Origin of the sequence: Methylorubrum podarium, assembly GCF_022179745.1 — a bacterium.
Taxonomy (GTDB): Bacteria; Pseudomonadota; Alphaproteobacteria; order Rhizobiales; family Beijerinckiaceae; genus Methylobacterium; species Methylobacterium podarium.
The window spans coordinates 1-20,634 of sequence record NZ_BPRD01000159.1; the positions used below are offsets into that span (position 1 = coordinate 1).

General features: G+C 70.0%; 6 protein-coding genes and 1 pseudogene. 2 read left to right on the forward strand and 5 right to left on the reverse strand.

Translation table 11 applies throughout. The annotated features are described in order from the left end of the window. Together MFF42_RS08335 and MFF42_RS08340 are read right to left on the reverse strand one after the other, a co-directional pair. Positions 1-15,447, reverse strand: a 15,447-nt coding sequence (locus MFF42_RS08335) for an LEPR-XLL domain-containing protein (RefSeq protein ID WP_238255314.1), incomplete at its 3' end; no start/stop codon positions are given. 141 nt (positions 15,448-15,588) lie between these two features. Beyond that, positions 15,589-16,389 carry a SapC family protein gene (locus MFF42_RS08340; RefSeq protein ID WP_238255315.1) on the reverse strand — a complete coding sequence of 267 codons (801 nt, stop codon included), beginning with the start codon at positions 16,387-16,389 and terminating at the stop codon, positions 15,589-15,591. 152 nt (positions 16,390-16,541) lie between these two features. Here MFF42_RS08340 and MFF42_RS08345 point away from each other — a divergent pair, with 152 nt between their 5' ends. Together MFF42_RS08345 and MFF42_RS08350 are read left to right on the forward strand one after the other, a co-directional pair. Next, positions 16,542-16,829: a hypothetical protein gene (locus MFF42_RS08345; RefSeq protein WP_238255316.1), complete on the forward strand. Its 288-nt coding sequence runs from the start codon at positions 16,542-16,544 to the stop codon at positions 16,827-16,829. Between the two features lie 419 nt (positions 16,830-17,248). Beyond that, complete coding sequence (locus MFF42_RS08350) at positions 17,249-18,253, forward strand: helix-turn-helix domain-containing protein (RefSeq protein WP_238255317.1); 1,005 nt, start codon at positions 17,249-17,251, stop codon at positions 18,251-18,253. 57 nt (positions 18,254-18,310) lie between these two features. Here MFF42_RS08350 and MFF42_RS08355 read toward each other — a convergent pair whose 3' ends face one another. The 3 genes and pseudogenes from MFF42_RS08355 to MFF42_RS08365 form a co-directional block, all read right to left on the reverse strand. After that, entirely contained in the window at positions 18,311-19,243 is a 933-nt protein-coding gene (locus tag MFF42_RS08355; RefSeq protein ID WP_238255318.1) for a radical SAM protein, read from the reverse strand. A gap of 14 nt (positions 19,244-19,257) precedes the next feature. Beyond that, positions 19,258-20,133, reverse strand: coding sequence for a hypothetical protein (locus MFF42_RS08360; protein WP_238255319.1), 876 nt, complete (start codon positions 20,131-20,133; stop codon positions 19,258-19,260). Continuing rightward, positions 20,130-20,634: pseudogene (locus tag MFF42_RS08365) on the reverse strand (tryptophan 7-halogenase); the annotation flags it as partial. The pseudogene MFF42_RS08365 and the gene MFF42_RS08360, both read right to left, overlap by 4 nt.

Consider the following 20,634-nt stretch of genomic DNA (forward strand, 5'->3'; position numbering starts at 1 on the left):
CGCCGCCGCGGCGGCGGCGGCGTAGATCCGGCCCGCGCGCGAGGCGCTCACCGCCGCGCCCGCGGCACCGGTGGTGCGCAGGAGCGTGTCGGCGTTGACGATTTTCGCCTCGACATCGCCGGCGATGCTGTTGAGCGCCAGCGTGAAGCCGACCGCCACCGAGACGCCGGCCGAGCCGCCGCCCGAACCCGCGAGCGACGCGGATCCGGCGAAGGCCTCGATCGTGGAGCTGTCCGCCGCGCTCACCGAGACGCTGCCGGCCTCGATGCCCGCCGCGCCGTCGCCGTCGATGACGGCGCGGGTCGCGACCGCGATCGCGTTCGTGACCGTGACGCCGGCGGCCGAGACGCCGACGCCGGCGGCACCGCCGCCGCCGATCGAGGCCGCCGCGGCGGCGACCTGGGCACTGATCGACTGCGCCGACGTGGCGCCGACGGTGAGCGCGCCGCTGCTCTTGGCGCTGCCGCCGCTCAGCACCGCCTCGACGACGGAAGTCTGGTTGGCCGCCGCCGTATCGACGCGGTCGCGACCCTCGCCGGACGAGGTCCAGTCGCCGATCCGGTTGGCCGCCACCGAGACGCCGATGGCGACGCCGACGCCGGCCGAGCCGCCCGCGCCGACGGCGAGGGAGGCCGCCGCCACGAGGGCGGAGATGGTGGAATTGGCGGCGGCGGTGACGGTGATGCTGCCGCTCTGGCTGATCGGGCTCGCCGTCACGGCGGCGCGGGTCACCGGCCGGATGGAGTTGAAGGCGAGCGCTCCGCCGCCGGCGACGGCGACGCCGGCCGAGCCGCCGCCGCCGATGCTGACGGCCGCGGCCGTGGTCGTCGCCGTGATGGTCGCGTTGCTGCGGGCATCCACCAGCACAGCGCCCGCGCCGGCATCGATGCCGCCGGAGACGTTGCTGACGCCCGCCTTGGTGGCGGCGTCGATCGTGTTGAGCGCGAGGGCGAAGCCGATCGAGACCGAGACGCCGGCCGAGCCGCCGAAGGCCGCGCTGACCGCGGCGGTGAGGGCGTGGGCGACGATGCTGGAGGTGTCGGCGGCCTTCACCGAGACGGCACCGGCCTTGATCGCGTTGCTGGCGATGGCGCTGTTGGCGACGCCGTTGCCCTCGATGAAGGCTTGGGTGGTCACACCGATGGCGTTGACGACGGCGGTGGCGCCGCCGCTGACGCCGACGGCGTTCGAACCGCCCCCGGCGAGGCCGGCCGACAGGGCGGCGATCGCGGCCTTGATCTGGTTCTTCGACGTCGCCTCGACGCTGAGCGCACCCTTCGCGTCGACGCCGACGCGGGTCAGCGACGCCTCGACGACGGTGCCGCCGTTGTTGGCCAGGGTGTAGCTGGTGTTCGAATCGCTGCCGGACTTGGACCACAGGCCGATGCGGTTCTCGGCGATGGCCGCGCCGATGCCGACGGCGACGGCGTTGCTGCCGCCCACGCCCGCCGCCAGGGACGCGGCCAGGATCGCGGCGTCGATCGTCGCCGAGGCCTCGGCGGTGACGCTCACGGTGCCGTTGGCGCCCGTGGTGACGAGGCGGCTCTCGCCGGCCTGGGCGCGGGTGCTCGTCGTGATGACGTTGCGGGCGTAGGTCACCGCGGCGCTGATCGGCACGGCATTCGAGCCGGAGCCGGCCACGGCGATGGCGGCGGAGGCCGCCCGCGCGGTGATGGAGCCGGCCGACTTGGCCGAGACGAGGATCGCGTCGACGGTCTGGAGGCCGCGATCGACGCCCTTCACGCTCGCCGACACGTCGTTGGCGATGGTGTTGAGCGCGATGCTGCCGCCGACGGAGATCGACACCGCGTTGTTCGCCGCAGCGGCGAGGGCGAGGCTCGCCGACAGCGCCTGGACCGTGACGGCCGAGACGTCCTGGGCCGAGACCTTGGCGCTCGCGGCCTGGATTCCGGGCGTGGCGCCGATCCCGTCGCCGTCGATCGTGGCGAGGGTCGCCAGACCGATGCTGTTCATCGCGAAGGTGCCGCCGATGGTGACGGCGCCGGCCTTGTCGCCGGAGGCGCTGACGCCGGCCGCGATCGCCGCGATGTTGGCGGTGATGGTGTTTCCGCTCGTCGCCTCCACGGACAGCGCACCGGTCGCCTTGACCGTGGTGTCGGTCAGCGCAGCCGAGACCTTGGCGCGACCGTTCAAGGACGGCGTCTCGCTGACGCTGTGCTTCGCCTCGTCGTAGGCGGTCCAGCCTCCGATCTCATTGTAGGCGATGGCCAAACCGAGAGCGCCGGCGCCGGCGCTGTCGGATCCGCCGCCGACCGAGACGGCCGCGCTGAGGATGTCGGCGGTGATCGTCGCCGTGCTGCTCGCCGAGACGGCGACGGCGCCCTGCGCGTCGATCTTGGCGTTCGCGGCTTCGGCCGTGGTGCTGCTGTTGATCCGGTTCACGGCGGCGACGCCGGCTCCGGCGACGCCGATGCCCTTCTCGCCGCCGATGCCCACGGCGACGCTCGCCGCCGCGGCCTTGGTGCCGATCGTCCCCGTGCGGGTGGCCGCGACGGTGACGCCGCCCGCGAGCGTCGTCACCGTGGCGTCCGTGATGCCGGCGCTGACGTTGCCCGAGATCGTGTTGAGGGCGACGCTCGCCGCCAGGGCGACCGAGACGGCGGTCGTCGAGCCGAAGGCGGCGGCGATCGAGGCCGCGCCGACATTCGCCGAGACGGCCGAGCTGTTGTCGGCCCGGACCGCGACGCTGCCGGCCTCGATCGCGACGGCGCCGAGGATCTGCGCCGTGGTCGCGATGTCGATGACGTTGCGGGCGACCGAACCGCCCAGGCTCACCGCCACGGCCTGGTCGGACCCGCTGGCCGAGACGCCGACCGAGACGGCGATGGTGGTGGCATCGATCGTCTGGCTGGAGGTCGCGGCGGCGCGGACTGCCCCCGTCGAACGGACGGGCGTGCCGGAGATCGTGGCGCGCACGGCCGCACCGGCCGAGATCACGTTGTTGGAGACCGACGCGCCGACGGCGACGCCCGAGGCCTTTCCTTCCGCCGACCCGTTGGCGGCGATCGCCAGGGCGCCGGTCAGCGCCGCGATCCTGGCCGTGTCGGTCGCCAGGACATCGAGGCTTCCGACCCTGGAGGCGGCGTCCGTGCCGTTTCCGACCGTCGATCCCGTCAGCTCGGCGACGGTCGAACCGCCGACCGTGTTGAGGGAGAGAGCGCCGCCGCCGGAGACGCCGAAGCCCTTGCCCTGACCGGACACCGCGGCCTCGATCGAGGCAGCGAAGGTCTGCGCGAAGATCGTCGCGCTGCGGCTCGCCGACAGCGTGACCGCCCCGGGGGTCGCCAGATCGGCGACCTGGACGATCCGGGCCGTGACGTCGCTGCCGATCTCGTTGTTCGCCAGCGCCGCGCCGATGGCGACGCTGGGCTGGGTGCCCGAGCTGCTGGACTTGCCGCTCAGGTTCGCCGAGACGGCGAGGGCGACGGAGGTCGCTCGAATCGTCGAGGTATCGGCCGCGGAGACGGAGATGCCCCCCGTTCCCGCCTTCACCGCATCGTTGGTGCCGGTGCTGCCGTCGATCACCGCGGTCGTGGTCGTGACGATCTTGTTGCCGACGTAGAGACCGCCGCCGGTGCCGGCGACGTTGCTGCCGCTGCTCTGCTGGCTTCCGCCGGTCGAGGCCCCGACCGCGACCGCGGCCGCGAGCGTCTTCGCCGTGATGGAGGCCTGGGAGGACGCCTCGACCAGAACCCGGCGGCCCGCCGTGAGGCGGGTGCCCGTGACGCCGGCTCGGACGTCGAAGGAGCGGGTGGTGCCCTCCTTGAAGTTCGTCCCGGTCGGCAGGCCGCTGCCGTAGAAGCCGATCATGTTGAAAGCGAGCGTGACGCCGATGGCGACCGCCTGCGACTCGCCCTTGCCGATCACCACGGCGGCGGCCGCCGCCTGGACCGAGGCTTCGATCGAGGAGGCGCTGACGGCCGAGACGGTGATGTTGCCCTGTCCGCCCGTGCCATCCGCACCCGGAGCGACGTTGCCGTTCGCGTTGACCGTGGCAGCTCTGGTGCTGGAGATGCGGGCCTGAGCGCCGCCGAGGATCGTGTTGAAGCCGAGCGCGCCGCCCCCGGCGAAGCCGATATTCTTGCCGTCCTCGGTGCTGAGCAGCACCGCGATCGCCGTGGCGGTCGCCTTGGCGTTGATCGCGGCGCCGCTCGTGGCGAGAACGCGCACGTCGCCCGCGCTCGCGGTCACCTCGCCGACCTCGTCGATGGCGGCGAGCAGCGTCTCCTCGACGATGGTGTTGCGGGCGATGCTGAGGGCGACCGAGACCGTGTGGCCGGTCTGGGTGCCGGTCTGGCCACCGGTCTGGCCGCCGCCGGACGAGCCCTGGGCGTTCGGATCCGGCGACTGCATCCGGTAGGCCACCGACGTCACCGGCGCGGTGACGTCGGCGTCGATCTTGGACGTGCTGAGGGCGCTCACCGAGACGCCGGCCGCCTTGACGCTGTCCATGCCGGACAGGGTCGCCGAGGTGGCGAGCCGCGCGAAGTTGAGGCCGACCACGGCGCCGACGCTGGTGACGGTGGCGCCGACCGTGGTGACGGCGTTCTTGATCTCGGAGGTGATCGTCGCATTCGACTTCGCGGAGACCTTGACCAGACCGGTCGCGTTGATCGGCTGGCCGGAGATCGAGGCCGTGGCCGCGAAGGTGTTGGCGCCCTGGATCGTGGTGCCGAGATCGGTGCCGACGATCGCGTCGGAGAGGTCGAACAGGACGTTCTGGCTCGACGTGCCGATCTTGTTGAAGGCCGCGGTGACGCCGACGGCGGTTTCGGAGGATTCGACGATGCTGCTGACCGTCGCGGTGATCGTGCCGGCATTCGCGGCCTCGACCGTGACGTTGCCCACGGTCCGGCCAGCTCCGGCATCGCCGAGCTTCGAGCCGATGACGGTCGCCGTGCTCGACCCGGTGACGACGTTGGCCGCGATCACCGCGCCGACGGCGACGGCCCCCTTCGTCCCCGGCTTGGTGCCGGGCTTCAGCTTGGACTCGACCTTGCTCGTGACCGATGCCTCGATCGTGCCGGTCTGCGTCGCGGCGACGGTGACGTCGCCCGCCCGCGTCACGCTCGTGTTCCTGAGGGTCGCCTCGGCGGTCGAGCGCACGTCGTTCGAGACGAGGATGCCGCTGACGGCGACGGCGTAGGGCTTCGGCGCCGCGGTGTCCGAGGCGGAGGTCGATCCCTCCGCCGGCTTGGTGCTGGACGGGCTGGCATCCTTGCTGTCGGCGAGGTTCAGGACGCCCGGCGGCAGGAACTTGATGAACTCGCGGGCATTGTTGAGCCGCCACTTCGTCGCATCGGTGAAGTCGGCATCCTTGAGCTGAACCGGCTGGCTCGCGCCAATATAGACGTAGACCTTATCGTCGCCGTTTTCCTTGTTGTAGACGAGATCGCCGAACTTGAGGTTCTTCTCACCCGACTTCTTGGTGTAGTCGTAATTCGCGAGGATCTTCTCGGCGAAGTCCTGGAGAACGCTCGGCTTCGTCAGGCTCGCGAGGGCGGAGAGCCTGTTCGCCGAGGTGATCGAGCCGGCGCTGTCCGCCTGGATGGTCAGCGCGCCGCCGGCCTCGACGGACTTGCCCGAGCCGGTGTTGTCAATCGTCGCGAGCGCGCGGGTGTTCACCATGTTGCCGGTGAGCACGAAGCCGAGGGCGTAGGCGCTGGCATCCTTGAGGACGTTGCCGGAGGCGCTCGACTTGTTGCTGACGACGGCGTTGATGCCGGCATCGGCGGTCGCGGCGACGGTGACCGCGCCGGTCGCGGCCGTCGTCACGGCGGTGCGCAGGATCTGCGCGCTGGCGCCGGAAGGCGTGTCGTCGTTGTGGAAGGCTTCGGCGATCAGCGGCTGCCCGGTGATCGTGTCCGCGGCGCGGAACAGGACGTTCTGGTCCTTCCAGCCGACGGTGTTGAAGGCGAGCGTGAGCGCCACCGCGGCGACGTCGCTGGTGGCGGTGGTCTTGTTGGTGGCGTCGATCGTCGCGGTGTTCGAGGCGGTGACGGACACGCCGCCGGCCCCCGTCGTGACCGTGCTGTCGACGATCTTGGCGTCGGCCGCGCCGAGCACGCTGTTGGTGGCGATGATGCCGCCGAGCGCGAGGCTCTTCGTCTGCGTCTGCGTTCCCGCGCCCGGCGTGCCCGTCCCGGGCGGCGTCGTCCCGGTGCCGGTGCTGGCCGGCGCCGTCTTCTTGTAGGAATCGGCGGACTTCACCGTCGCCGCGCTGTCGGCGGTCGCGGTGATCGTGGCCGTCTCCTGCGCCGCCACCGTGACGGCGCCCGTTCCCGTGGTCACCGCTGCCTTGGTGATCGACGCGGCGGCGCCGCCATGGACGCTGTTGACCACCACGAGCCCGCCGATGGCGAGGGCGGCCGCGTTCTGCGGCGTGGCGGTGGGCTGGGGGTTGTTCTTCGAGGGATCGCCGACCGGCAGGGGCGTCGTCGGATCGGTGGAAGCGGGCGCCGGCTGGGTCGGCGTCGTCGTCGTGCCGGGAATGACGAAGCCGTCGGGGATGAAGTTCGAGTCGAGGGCGCGCTTCCACAGCGTCTTGTCGCTGTAATCCTGCGCGGCGAGGTCGATCTTCGCCGCCTCGCCCATGTAGATGTAAATTTCGTTCGCGGCGTAGACGCTCGGCTTGGAGGAGATCTTGACCCAGTCGGGCTTGCCAGCGGTCTGGCTGTCGAACCTGATCGCGCTCGGCTGCTGCTTCAGCAGGGTCGCCTCGCCGACATACTTGTAGACCGCGCCGCCGGGGATCGAATTGTTGCCGTTGTCCCAGACGGTGTCGCCGGTCTTGACCGAGATCTCCTTGCCGTCGGTCGTCTTGTAGGGCGCCTTGTTGGCGCCGGCGGCGTAGTCGTCGGCGATGCGCACCCGCGCGCCGAAGGTCACGTCCTGAAGGTTCGCGGTCTTCTTGACCTGACCGAACGCGGTCAGATCGAGGGTGGCGATCATGTCGGTGCTGAGACCGAACGGGGCGAGATAGGTGTTGAGCGTGTTCCGCAGCGCCTCGATCTGGGCCACGGCCTCGCGATTGGCGCGCAGGATGGTGACCTGGCGGCCGATCATGTCGCCGACGGTCTGCCTGGCCTCGATCGGGCTCGCCCGCAGGGCGGCATCGTCGATCAGGCCGAGGAGCGCGGCCTCCGCCGCGTACTTGTAGGCGGTGTCGCGCGCCGCGTCGGCGACCGAGTTGTCGAGAACGTTGCCCAGCGTCTCCTGGCGCAGCGCCCGTTCGGCATCCGTGAGATTCTTCTTGAGGTCGGTGCGGTTGTTGGCCGGCACGAGGTCGATCGCGGCCTTCATCGCGTCGGCCAGCGTGGTGTAGACGCTCTTGAGATAGTCGCTCGCCGCCGGGCGGCTCTTGAGCGTGAGCTGGGCATTGTCGAACAGCTGGGCGAACCGTTGCGGCTCCGCCTGCGCGTCGAGGATCGCCTGTTTGACCCGCGCGACCTCGGCCCACATCTCGGCTTCGAGCTTGTTGATCTCGGCCGGCAGCAGGTCGGCGCGATTCTTGATCAGGTTCGACTGGATCGTCGCCGACTGCACCTCGTTCGGATTCGTCGAGAAGTCGGAGGGCAGGAACTTGTTGAGCTTGGCCTGATTGGTCAGCGTGCCGCCGTCGGTCTTCACGACGGTGGAGCTCGTCACGAGCTGCGCGTTGGAGGCGATGGTATTGGAATCCGTCGCCGAGACGGTGACCGCGTCGCCCGCGGCGACGGTCCTGCTCGTGTCGGCGGTGTTGTCGATGGTCGCGGTCGCGCGCCCGCTCACCTTGTTCGAGGCGAGCACCACGCCGAAGCCGGTGCCGCCCGAGCCCTTCATCGAATCGGTCGAGGAGGTGGCGGCGTTGCTGATGGTCGAGTTGATCTTGGTGCTCGACACCGCCGCGACGGTGATGTCGCCGCCGGCCGTGGCCCCGGACTGGACGATGGTCGCGGTCGCGCCCGAGCCGGTCTCGTTGCCGAAGGCGTCCGAGATCGTCGGCGAGCCGATCAGCGCGTCGATGGTGTTGAACAGCAGGTTCTGGGTCTCGTAGCCCACCGAGTTGAAGGCGAGCGTGACGGCGGCCGAAACGCCGCCCTGGCCGCCCCCCGAGGTCGCCGAGGAGGCGCGCAGGCGCGCGTCGATCCCCGCCGTATTCTCGGCCTTCACCGTGAGGTCGCCCCGCGTCGCCTCGACCGTCGAACGCAGCACGGAGGCCGCGGCGCCGCCGCGCACGACGTTGGTCGCGGCGAGGCCGTTGGCGGCGATCACGCTGCCGTCGCCCGGAGCGGTCCCGGCGGTCGTCCCCGCCGGCGGCTTCGAAGCGAACGAGGCGCCGCCGGAGGCGGTCACCGTGGTGATGAGGGTGGCGGCGATGTTGGCCGCGTCCTTGGCCGAGACCGTGAGGTCGGCCCCGGCCTTCACCGTGGCATCGGTGACGCGGGCGGTGGCGCCGCCATTCACCTCGTTGAAGACGATCAGACCGCCGATCGACTTGGAGGACGAGGCCGGGGTCCGGGCCGTCGAGGGCGGGGTGACGGTGCCGTTCGTCGTCTTGGCCGGCGTGGTGACGTCGGACACCTTGTCGATCGCCGGCATCACGGCCTTGGCCGCCGCCGGGATCCAGTTGTCGCTGGTGTAGTCCTCCGTCTGGAGATTGACCTCGGTGTTGTCGGGCCCGCGATAGATGTAGATCGTCCCGACCGTGCCCTTCGCGCCCTTGTTGTTCGTCTTGAACAGCACCGTCTCGCCGGTGCGCAGGGACGGATTGAAGTCGTTGGTGGTGTAGCGCGCCTTGAGCCGGGTGACGGTGGTCGTGGTCTTTCCGTCCGTCGAGGTGACCGACTTCGACTCCGTGGTCGTGTCCGTCGATGGCGTCGATGCCGCCGTCGCGGGCTTGGTCGTGACCGTCGCGCCTTCGGAGACGGCGAACCACTTCGTCGAATCGGCGAAGTTCGTCGTGCCGGCGCCGAGATCCAGCTTCGCCGACGCGCCGATATAGATGTAGACCTGCCCCTTGACCGCCGGGTCTTCGCCCTTCGGACCGGCAGCCCCGGTGTAATCGTTGCCCAGACGAACGCGGTCGCCGGTCTTCAGCGTCCGCTCGCCCGACTTCGTCGAGTAGTCGTAGATGTTCTGCGCGGTCGCGACGGCCTTCTTGGCCAGTTCGGCGACGCTGCCCGACACGGCCGAGGACGAGATGGTCGTGCTCGACGCGTCGATGCCGGAGCGGTTCGTCGCCGTGACGACGACGCTGCCGCCGGTCGAGGTCACGCTCGCCGGCTGGCCGGAGGGCTGCGCGGTCTCCTCCTCGGCGCCGATATAGGCCACGGCCCGGGCGCTGACCTTGTTGGAGGCGAGCACGGCGCCGGCCGAGATGCCCTGCGCCCCGGTCTCGGCCTTGTAGACGGTGGAGGCCGTGTCGGCCTGCGACACCTCGCTGCCGGCCATCGCCTTGATCTGCGCGCTGCTGTCGGCGGCGACCGTGACGTCGCGTCCAGCCTTGATCGGGCGGCTGCCGGTGATGAAGGCCGTCGCCCCGGCGGATTTCTCGGCCCCGGTCGCGGTGGCGATCAGCGGATCGCCGACGATCGTGTCGACGGCGTTGAAGAGCGGGTTCTGCTGGGCGAAGCCCACCGTGTTGAAGGCGAGGGTGAAGCCGAGCGCCGTGCCGGCCTCCCCGGCGGTCTTGCCCTTGGCGCTGGCGTCGATGTCGGAGGTGTTGGTGGCCGTGACCGTGACGGCGCCGCCGGTGCCGGTGCGCTGGCCCGCGCCGTCGAGGCCGCCGCCGTCGAGCAGCGTGTCCTTGATGAAGGCGGTGGCGCCGTTGAGCACGGTGTTGGAGACGAGCACGCCGTTGACGGCCGTCCCGCCGCTGATGACGCTGGTGTCGGTCGCCTTGATGGCGCCCGTCGACTTCGCGGCGACCGTCACGTCGCCGCGGGCGGCAAGAGACGCCGCGACGATCGACGCCTCGGCCCGGCCCGAGACGTCGTTGCGGGAGAAGATCCCCCCGAATCCGGTGGACGAGACCTTGCCGACCCGCGGCTGCGAGCCGCTGGTTCCGCCGGGCACCACGTTGGTGGCGTCGAGCTTCTTCCAGAGGGCGAAATCGCTGAAGTCGAGCCGGGAATCGGCGGGCGGGAACTTCCCGTCCGAGCCGGGCGACCCGGTGAGCAAGCCGAGATCGACGTTCCCCGTGAAGTCCTGGCCCATGTACTGGTACACGGCGCCCTTCTCGCCCTTGCCGCTCCAGGTGTCGCTGAGGCGGATCTTGTCGCCGAAGGCGAGCTTCCGCGGGCCGGACTTGGTCGTGTACGTGTACTCGTTGAGCAGCGCGTCGGCGGACTTGTCGACGCCGCTGACGGAGCCGGTGCTCACGGCCTTGGCCGAGGCGCCGACCGTGGTGGTGCTGGCGATCTTGACGGAATCGGTCGCCGTGACCGTCACGTCGGTGCCGGAAACGGTTTTCAGCGGCGCGTCGATCGCGGCGCGCGCGGCGCCGCTCACCCGGTTCATGGCGACGATGCCGGAGACGGCCAGCGCATCGGCGCTGGCCGCGCGGGCGGAGGCCGTTACCTTGTTGCCGAGCGTCGCGTCGATCTCGCCGCCGGACACGGCCGTCGCGCTGACCGCGCCCGTGGCCGTCACCGTCGAATTCGCGATCTCGGCCACCGCCTGCTGCGTCGCCGGGCTGCCGAGATTGGTGCCGACGAGCGCGTCGAGCGTCGCGAAGCCGAGATTCCCGAGCTCGAAGCCGATCGCGTTGAAGGCGAGCTGGATGCCGGCCGCCCGGGCCGAGGTGGTCGGGGGTTCCGCCGTCCCCGTCGTCGTGCCGCCCGTCGCGGCGGAGCCGTCGCCGGTGTTGGCAGGACCGCTCGACAGCGCGGTAACCTGCGCGTCGACCTTGGAGGTGATCGAGCCGCCGGTCTTGGCGCTGACCGAGACCGCGCCGTCCGTTCCCGTCGTCTCGACGGTGGAATCGGCGATGCGGGCCGTCGCCGCCGAGAGGATGGCGTTGGTGGCGATCACCGCGTTGACCGCCAGGGCGTTCGAGGCGGAGGTCTGGGTGCCGTTGGTGCCGGTGCCGCTGCGATCGAAGATCGAGGTCCGGCCCGGGACCGGGCTCGGCGTGCCGGTACCCGGCTTGTCGTCCGCCGTGCGGCCCTGCTGCTCGCGGATGGTGGCGACCGCCTCGACGGTGGCGTCGGCCTTCGCCGTGATCACGGCGCTGCGCTCGGCCGAGACGGCGACGCTGCCGGCCTTGACCTTCGCGTTGCCGGAGATGATCGCCGTCGCGCCGCCGCGGATATCGTTGCGCGAGACGATGCCGCCCGCCGAGGTCGCGCCGGAGCCCGTGGTCTTGCTCGGCTGGGTCTCGCCGTCGCCGACGCGGCGCCAGTAGTCGCGCTCGCCGTAGGGCTGGTCCTTGAGGGTCGTCTTGAACCCGTCGGTCCCCATCCAGGCGTAGACGGCGCCCTTCTCCCCGATCTTCTGCCACGTCGCCGTATCGGTGAAATCGGCGCCGGCGAGGTCCATCGGTGCCGAGGCGGTGTTCGGCTTGTAGAAGTAGTAGGTGTTGGGCTCGCCCTTCCCGGCTGGGTGACCGGGGCTGACGAGCACCAAGACGCCCGGCGCGATGCTCTGCATCGTCGGCGACGGAGCCGGTAGCCGGCCGGCGATCGCGTCCTTGGCGGGGACGGGCAGCGCGCCCTTCACCCGCTCCAGGCGCGGGGCCGAGTTCAGCGCGCCGGGGAAGTCGAGGACGACGCGCTTGCCGAGCTTGAGCTCGACCTCCCCGCTCTTGCTCGCCTTGAAATCGAAGGCGGTGCGCTTGAGGTTCGGGTCGAGGCCGCCGTCGCTCGCGGCCTGGCTGGAGGCGACGAGCTTCACGTTGGCGTTGATCGTCGCCCGGTCCGACGCGAACACGTCGAGCGCGCCGGTGCCGGTCACGTCGGCCGCGGTGGTGCCGCCCGGCGTCGTCAGCGCCACGATCTCGGCCGAGGCCGCTCGGGCGATCCGGTTGGTCGAGATGATGCCGCCGATGCTGGCGGTCCCGGCGGTGGCGACGTTGTTCTGCGTGGCGGCCGAGGGCTTCTTGACGTTGTTGAGCACCCGCCGCTTCACGTCGGCCTTGATGTCGTCGGCGAGCGTCTGCTCCGGCGTCTTGTTGGCGATGGTGTTGCTGACGGTGGCGTTGACCGTGCCCGCGCTCGCCGCGGTGACCTGAACGCGCCCGCCCGCCTCGACCTTCGCGCCCTCGATCCGCGCGCGGATCGTCTGCGTCGCCGTGGCGGTCAGCAGGCCCGTGCCGAGGATGGTATCGACCGAGGCGCTGAGGATCTTCGGGATGATGCTCGACGAGCCCATCCCATCGAGCTTGTAGCCGACGATGTTGAAGGCCGCGGCGGCGCCGATCGCCGGAACCGTGACGACGAGCTGCCCGTCGCGCGAGGCGGAATCGACGGTGGTCCGCGCGCGGGCATCGACGGTCGAGATGTCGGCGGCGCTGATCACGACGTCGCCGGTCGCGGCCTTCACGCTGCCGCCGCTGACCGTCGCCCCGGTGCTGCCCAGCACGATGTTGACGGCGATGGTGCCCGCCGCGCCGAGGATGCTGGCGACGCCCGTGGCCTGGGCCTCGGCCGTCAGCTCGAGGGCGTTCTGGGCGATGAGCGTGACGTCGGTCGCCGCACTCGTCTCGCTGGCGGTCAGCGCGGCCGTCACGTCGCGCTCGGCGAGGTTGATGGCCGAGCCGCGGCCGAGGCCGAGGAACTCGCGCTCCTTCTTCTCCTGGGCCGCCTGCGCCGCCAACTGCTCCGGGGTCATGCCCGCGGTGGTGGTGTCCCGCAGCGTGTCCGTGTCCACCGGCTCGGCGATGGCCGAGGCCGTGGCGGTGTCGATCGCGGTGACCGACACAGACCCCGTGCGGGCCAGCAGGCGCGAGGCCGCGGCGGTCGCGGTCGTGCTTCCCTTCAGGGCGTTCTGCGCCTGGATCGCCCGCGACTCGACAGACGTGTCGTTGCCGGCGGCGGCCCGCAGCGAGGCGGCGGCGAGGGAGACGCCGCGCACGGCCACGCGCACGGTGTCGTCCACCGTGGTGTCCGCGTAGCCGGTCTTGATCGGCGCGGGCAGCGAGCCGTCATCCGGCTCGCCGTCGAGGCCGTCGCCGCCATCGCCGGCGATCTGCTTGGTGGCATTGTTCGGATCGGGCGCCTCGGTCGCCGCGCGGATGCGGGTGGTGATCACGCCCGAATTGCCGGCCTGGAGCGCCACCGCTCCCGCCGCGTCGACGATCTTCGCGGCGGCGGCGTCCGGCGCCGTAGCGGGCAGGGTCGCGTCCGCGGCCAGCCCGAGATCGACCGCGGTGACCCGCTTGACGGTCTGCTCGGCGCTCAGGGCGAAGGGGTTGAGCATGCCCGGCAGATCGAGGGTGCGGCCGATCGCCGGCACCTTGACCCCGTCCGTGGCGACGAGCCGCGTCCGCACGTTGGTCTCGTCGGTCGCCGCCATCAGGACGGCGGCATCGCTGCCGGCCACCGTTCCGGCGCCGGTCTGCCGGACCTGTCCGGTGGCCGCGACCGAGACGCGCGTCTCGTTGTCGATCGACGTCTTCGCCTTCTTGATGAAGCCCTTGACGGCGAGTTCGGCGATCGAGTCGTTCTGGTTGCCCTCGGTCGACGTGAGGACGGCGCCGAGATCCGCCTCGCCCTTCAGGATCGCGGACATCGTCTCCGCGGTCAGCTTGGCCGCATCGGTGATGGTCTCGGCGCCCGGCAGGACGAGGCCGATCGCCTTGATGACGACGTTCGCCTGCGTGTCGGCGGCAAGTTTCACGGTTCCGCCGTTCACGGCGCCCTGGGCGCCGACGGTGACCGTCGAGGTGTTCTTCTGCTTGACCGAGACCTCTCGCAGCTGCGAGGCGCGCGTCGAGGTCAGGGTCGCGGAATTGACGACGCTCGTGGTGAGCGCGGCTTCGCCCGCGGTCTCGATCCGGCCCGCCAGGCTGATCGTCGCGGCGGTGGTCGCGTCGACCGACAGCTTGGCCGCGCCGGCATTCGTGTCGCCGTTGGCGATCGTGGTCGAGCCCGTGACCTGGATCGCCACCGAAGCGCCGCCGATCACCGCGTTCTGGTTGACGACGACGCCCATCTTGGCGGTGCTGGTGACCTCCGAGGCGCTGCCGGTGGTGGTCAGGACGGGTGCCACCGTCGCCCCGGCCGTGAAGACGACCCCGTCCCTCGCCCGGATCTGAGCCGCATCGCCGACGGTGAGACTGTTGTCGCCCGCGCCGCCGCGGAACGTGACCGCGAGGCTCCCGGCGACGGCTTCGAGGTTCTTGTTCAGGTTGATCGTGTCGTCGCCGTCCCCGCCGTCGAAGGTCAGGTCGATGTTGCCGGTCGCCACCTGCAGCGCCGTGTCGAAGACGATGGTGTCGGCGCCCGCTCCGCCCGAGACGGTGAAGGACGGGCCCGGCGGCAGGGTCTCGAAGCGCAGCGTGTCGCTGCCGGTGCCGAGCAGGACGCCCAGATTGGTCGACGGCGCGGTGAAGGCGACCGCCGCGAAGGTCGCGGCCGCGCCGTTCGCTTGGCTCGACCGCTGCAGGAGGTAGCGGCCCGGATCCGAGTCCGACCGCTTCAGCGTCGCGTCGATGCTCGACGACACGGCCGAGAAATCGATCTGAAGGCCGTGTTTGCCGCCGCCGAAGGCGCCGTCGAGGATGCCGCCCGCCGAACCCGCGATCAGCGTGTCGTCGGCCCCCGCGGCGCCGACGAGGTTGCCGATGCCCGCGAAATTGCCTTCGAAATTGCCGGCCGTGATCTTGCCGGTGTTGCGGCTGTCGAGCGTGAAGGTCGCGCCGAGCGTGTCGCCGCTCTTGGCCCGGTTGAGAAGTTCGATCGTGTCGCCGCTGTCGGTCGGGACGCCATCGTTCGCGGGGTCGGAGAACGACAGGATCGGCTTCGTGCTGCCGGTCAGCCGCTCGAACGAGGCGACGTCGACGACGATGCGATCCTTCTGGCTCGTTCCCTCGATCGTGAAGTTGCTGTTGCTCGCGGAGATGTCGCCGAAGGTGTGGAGCTGGGCTCCCTTCCCGCCGCTGGAGCTGTAGGCGAAGACCTGTACCTGCTGAACCTTGGCGGCGTCCGTCGTCGCGGCCTGGTTCATCTCGATCAGCTCGACGAGCACCTTGTGCTCCGCCGTCTGCTGGTCGAGCGGGACGTTGATCTGGTAGGCCGCGCTGGCGTCGAGGAGGACGCGGGGCTCGAGCGGATCGAAGATCAGCCGGTCACGATTGAACAGGCGGTCGGCCTTCGCCTTTAGACGCAGCACGAGCTGGCGCTTCGACGGCCGCGGCGCGCGCGGCGTCTCCACCGCCGTCCGGGCGCGGTCGCGGCGGCGGAACAGGGGACCCCAGAAGCCTTCCGACTTGAACGGAAAAGCCATGGCCGCTCTCTCCAAAACGGAACGCACCCGCCCTCGGCAAGCGCGCGACAGACAGCATTTCCCGGCCCACGCAACGGTGGCCGGGATCGGCACAAGCAGTTCTTGAAATTTGCGGCGGCGCCCCGGAGGGGCGCCGACCGGTCAGGCGTTGCCCGAGGTCTCGAAGTCGGCCGGCGAGGCCGGCGCCGTCTCCGGAGCCTGGGCGGCATCGACCGGACCGCCGATCCGCTCGGCAATCGGCGTCAGGTTCCGCAGCGACGCGAGGTGCAGATAGACGAGCTCCATCTCGTCCGCCTGCATCAGCTCGGCGAGCTGCTCGGGCGAGAGCGCCTTCAGGCGATCGCGGTTGACCACGCTGAAGCCCGACAGGGTCGAGCGCTGGCCGCTGCGCAGCGTGAACTGCGCCTGCATCGGCTCCAGCAGGCCGAACTCCTGGAGGCGCTTCACGAACAGCTTCGTGCGCTGGAACTGCACCTGGTAGGCCTGGAGGAAGCCCAGGACGTTCTGCAGGTACTGCGTGCGCTCGCCGTCGGCATCGAACAGGCGCTCGCCGCGGCCCTCGTCGTTGCAGCCCGAGAAATCCTCGTCGACGCAGAGCGTGAAGGTGGCGTCGGCATCGTTCGCGTTGTCGCTGGAGAACACGAACGGGTAGCGCCGCAGGAAGGCCGGGACGTAGGTGCCGGCCCAGGCGCCGGATTCGGAGACGTAGAGGTTCTCGCTGTCGCGGATCCCGAGCAGCGCGACCGGGATGATCTCGTCCTCCGCGCCACCGAAAACGATGGTGAACTCGGCCGCGGCGTTCGGAAACTCGGCGACCATCAGCGGAACGGAGTTGACGCCCCGCGCGAAATCAAACGACGCGCCGGCCTTGACTGACCACGACCCGTGACGCTGCCGGGTCACCGGTACGGCACGCTCATAGATGAGAAGCTGCTTACTCATTCCGACCCCACATTGCGACGCTTGTGCGATTCCCGCATCTTCGCGTTCTGCTGCATATCAGTACCGCCCCCCCTTGCGGAGGCATGGTTCCGCATTTCGATTGACCCAGCGTCTCAGATCCCGCCCGTTGCGCGGGGCGGTCCCCTCTTGCCGTGACCAATCCGGGCGGATCCATTTCGAATCTCGAAGCCGTGGAAGCAATCGGGATCGATGTCCTCGCAAAAATAGTCATGCCGCCGAACGGGCTGGCACCAGCCGGAGGTGGGTCCGCACTTTCAATCATCACGCAATCATCGGGCGCACCGAACGGGGTTTGCGGTGGGATCGATGAAATCAACCTTGCCGACCCGATCACGCCCGATGCAGCCGAGCATCGGCTGCCAGATCGATCCCTGATGTCTGAGAAAATCTATACCGTTTTGGATCGAATTTTCCGATGATGTATTGCGAATTGCTTCGGAAGCGAGCAAGCAGCAATCGGATTACACAGAGAAGCATTGCAAAGACGCTGTCCGCGTGCGGATTTCGGACCGCCGACCGGGTGCGCTCGCCGCGGCGTGCCGTTGCTGCGGACAGCATCAGCTCTTGAAACCGACGCCGCCTCCTTTAATTCTGCCGAAATCGCAATCCGCATGGGCGAAATGCGGACTCTGATCAACACATTTAGAGGTTAATAAGGATTATGACTGATTTATGCCTGAGATGCCAGAAGATTTGATGATTCCACCCCGGGGCATTCTGCGTTGACGTCATCCGAAAGCAGCGCCGTCGTGAATTCCGCATCGTTTTCATGGCCGCGTTCGTCACATTTCGGATTCGAAAAAGTTCTCTCATGGTTGCCTCGGAAGCTGAGTCTCCAGTGACGTCCCTCCATCGACTGGATTACCTCACCACCGGACTGCCGCACGCGGAAGCGGCCGAGATCTGGCGAGGTGTCGTCGGTCCTCTCTTCGAACCGCGGGCCTTCCATCCCGACCAGCGCAGTCCGACCGGCTCGGCGAGCGGTGCCGTGATCGGCGACATCATGGTGGCGCGGGTCGTCTTCGGCGCGCAGAGCTATCGCCGCGACCGCGACCTCATCGCCCGGACACCGGACCACATCCTGTTCCACCTCTACAATGTCGGCGGCTTCAACGGCCTGATCAGCGGCCGGCAAACGACGATCTGGTCGTCGCAGGTCGCGATCATCGACCTCGCCCAGGAGGTCGACACGCTCGCCGCCTCGTCGGACACCGTCGCGCTGATCGTCCCGCGGGTGCTGCTGCGGGGGCTTGCCGACAATCCGCTGCCGTCGCGGCTCGATCCCGGGCGGAACCGGCTGCTCGCCGCGCATCTCATCGCCTTGCGCGAACGCAGCACGCTCCTCGAAGAGCCGGACGTCGAAGAGGTCGTGACGCAGACGCTCGACTTCCTGCGCGCGCTGCTCGATCCCTCCCGTGCCGACGAGATCGTCGAGACGCCGGCCCTCGCCACGACGCATCTGGCGCTCGCCGAGCAGACGATCCGCACCCACCTCGCCTCGCCGGACCTGTCGCCGGAGATGATCGCCAGCGAGATCGGCGTCTCGCGCGCGACCCTCTACCGGATGTTCGCCCCCTACGGCGGCATCATGCGCTCGGTCCAGGAGCGGCGTCTCCTGGCGGTCCGGGCCGCCCTCAGCGATCCGCTGGAGACGCGCCGCCTCTCCCGGCTCGCGGCGGATTTCGGCTTCCGCGGCAAGGTCCATTTCAGCCGCAGCTTCCGCGCCCAGTTCGGCATCACGGCGAGCGAGTTCCGGGCCGAGCAGGTCGCGCTGGCGCAGAAGGACGCGCGGACCGATCTCGAAGTGCTCCACGACTGGTGGCCTCGGCTCGGAAGCCGCTGACACGGAGTCGCGTTCCGAAGGCCGCTTTCGGCGAAGGCCGTCCGGGACGCCGCCGGCTCAGGCCGGGGCCCGGCTCCAGCCCTGCCGCCGGGCACCGGGCAACGGGTGGACGAGGTCGGCCTCGAGCCCGAATTTCTCGATGTAGGCGGTGTTGAGACCGAGGCATTCGCGGGACGTGCAGACGTCCCGGTGGACGCATTGGTAGAAGCCGTTGCGCTCGAATTCGCGCCAGAAATCCGGATCGATATGCAGCTCGGGCTGGCCGTTGACGAGCGCATCGCCGAGGTCGCCCAGCAGGCATTCCGGAAAGTTCTTCACCTCGACGGCCCGTCCGAGCGCGCGGGCGCGCAGAACCGCCGCGCGCAGGTAGGGCAGGACGTCGGCGTGGCGGGCGACGAGGCCCTTCTCGTCGCGCTCGGACATCGGGAAGTAGACCCAGAACTCCATCTGGGTCAGGCGCTCGAGATGGGCGAGCCGGTCGACGAGATCGGGCAGGAGGCGGTAGCTCCGCTCGGTGACCACGGTGTTGGTGAGGGTCTCGACCCCCTCCATGGCGTCGAGGGTTTCCAGGCCGCGAAGGGCGCGCTCGAACGAGCCCGGCACCAGGGTGAGGGCATCGTGGCTGGCCGCGTCGCTGCCGGCGATGGAGACGAAGAACTCGTCAACGCCGGCCTCGACCAGCCGGCGGCAGAAGCTCGGCTGGCCGAGATGCATGCCGTGGGTCTGGATGCGGACATGGGAGAAACCGCTCGCCCTCGCCCGGCGCGCCAGTTCGGGCAGGTCGCGCCGCAGGGTGATCTCGGAGCCGGTCAGGATCAGCCCGGTCCAGCGCCGCTCGCGGGCGTTGCGGGCGAGGATCTCCTCGAAATGCGCGTCCGATTCCGGCGCGAGCCGGTCCATCGTGCCCTCGATCATGCAGTGGATGCATTTGAGGTTGCAGCGAAACTCCATCGTCAGGGAGACGTAAGCCGCGTGGTCGTAGCGTCCCATCTTGTCCCGCCCCTTCAGAGGAGACCGTAATACGCGCTTTTCGTCACCGTCAGCTTGCCGTCGATCACCGCGTAGTCGATCCCGACATCGAACAGCAGGTGCGACAGGCGTCGCCGCTCGGCGTGCACGAAATCGCGGATCGCGGGCGGATAGGCGAGCTGGTCGAGGAAGGCGATCAGCCCGTCGATGCCGATGCGCGAGAAGTAGACTCCGTCGCACAGGCGCTTGTTGGCCACGACCACGACGCCGCAGCGCATCAGTTCGGGCCACAGGATCGCGTCGAGATCGAGGCCGGGCAGGTCGAGATGGGCCGAGCAGGCCGCCTTGGCCCGGATCGCCTCGCCCTCGCGGGCGGCGTCGAAGAAGCTGTAGAGGTTGTCGAAGACGAGGCCCTGCGCGGAGAGCCCGTAGCTGAGGCCCGACGAGACCGCGCTGCCCGGATTGCCGACATAGATGTTGAGGCGGTCGAGGTCGCGCTCGCCCCGCGCCAGCGCGTCGTCGAGGTCGAGCGAGAACATGAAGTAGGGCCGCGCGCCGGCGTAGCGCAGCCCGCAGGGCGCGAAGGGCGCCAGGATCGCCAGCACGCGCTCGATCGAGACCGTCCGGTCGAGCCGGGCGTAGTCGTAGAAGTAGAACTCCCAGGTGGTGACGCCGTCCCGGAGCTTGGCGCCCCAGACGCAGCGTCCGGGCCCGAGCCCGGCGCGCAGCGCGTCGCAGATTGCGAAGAGCCGGGGATCCGCGCCCGCGCAGGCCAGGGAGTGCCAGAGAAGGCTCGCCTGCCGCAGGCGCCCCGCAATCGGCCCGACCGGCTCGTAGTCCCACAGGCAGTAATCGGCGTAGCGGTCGCCCGGGGCGGCCATTTCCAGGCGTGCGGGGTCGGGGCGGCTCATGCGTCGGCCATGCCGGAATAGACGGTGAGGAAGGGCTTGCCGTCGCGCCCGATCCCGCCGGCGACGTGGCCGAGGGCCTCCTCGCGCCTCTGTGCCAGCACCTCGGCGGCGTCGGGGGGCGGGATTCCGAGATCGACGAAGGCTTGGCCGATCACCATTTCCGCCTCCCCCATCGTCAGGCCGCAGGCGTAGAGGTTGAGATCGTAGGAGAGGCGCGATCCCGGCTCCTCGCGGGCTTCGAGATAGTGGATGGCGCCGTGCCCGCGCTCCTGCGCCAGCCGCAGGATGCTTCGGGCGACGCCGAGCACGGTCTTGTCCGAAGCCTCCCAGCCCTCCGCGAGGGACAGGAGCCGCGCCTCGATCTGCCGGGGCTCGCGCACCCGCGGCCAGTGATAGAGCGTCACCACCGGCGTCTCCGTCCCGCCCAGGCGCCACTTGTAGGCGCGATGGACCAGGATCGGCTCCGCGCCGGCTGCGTCCCGCCCGCGCCACGCCGCGTCG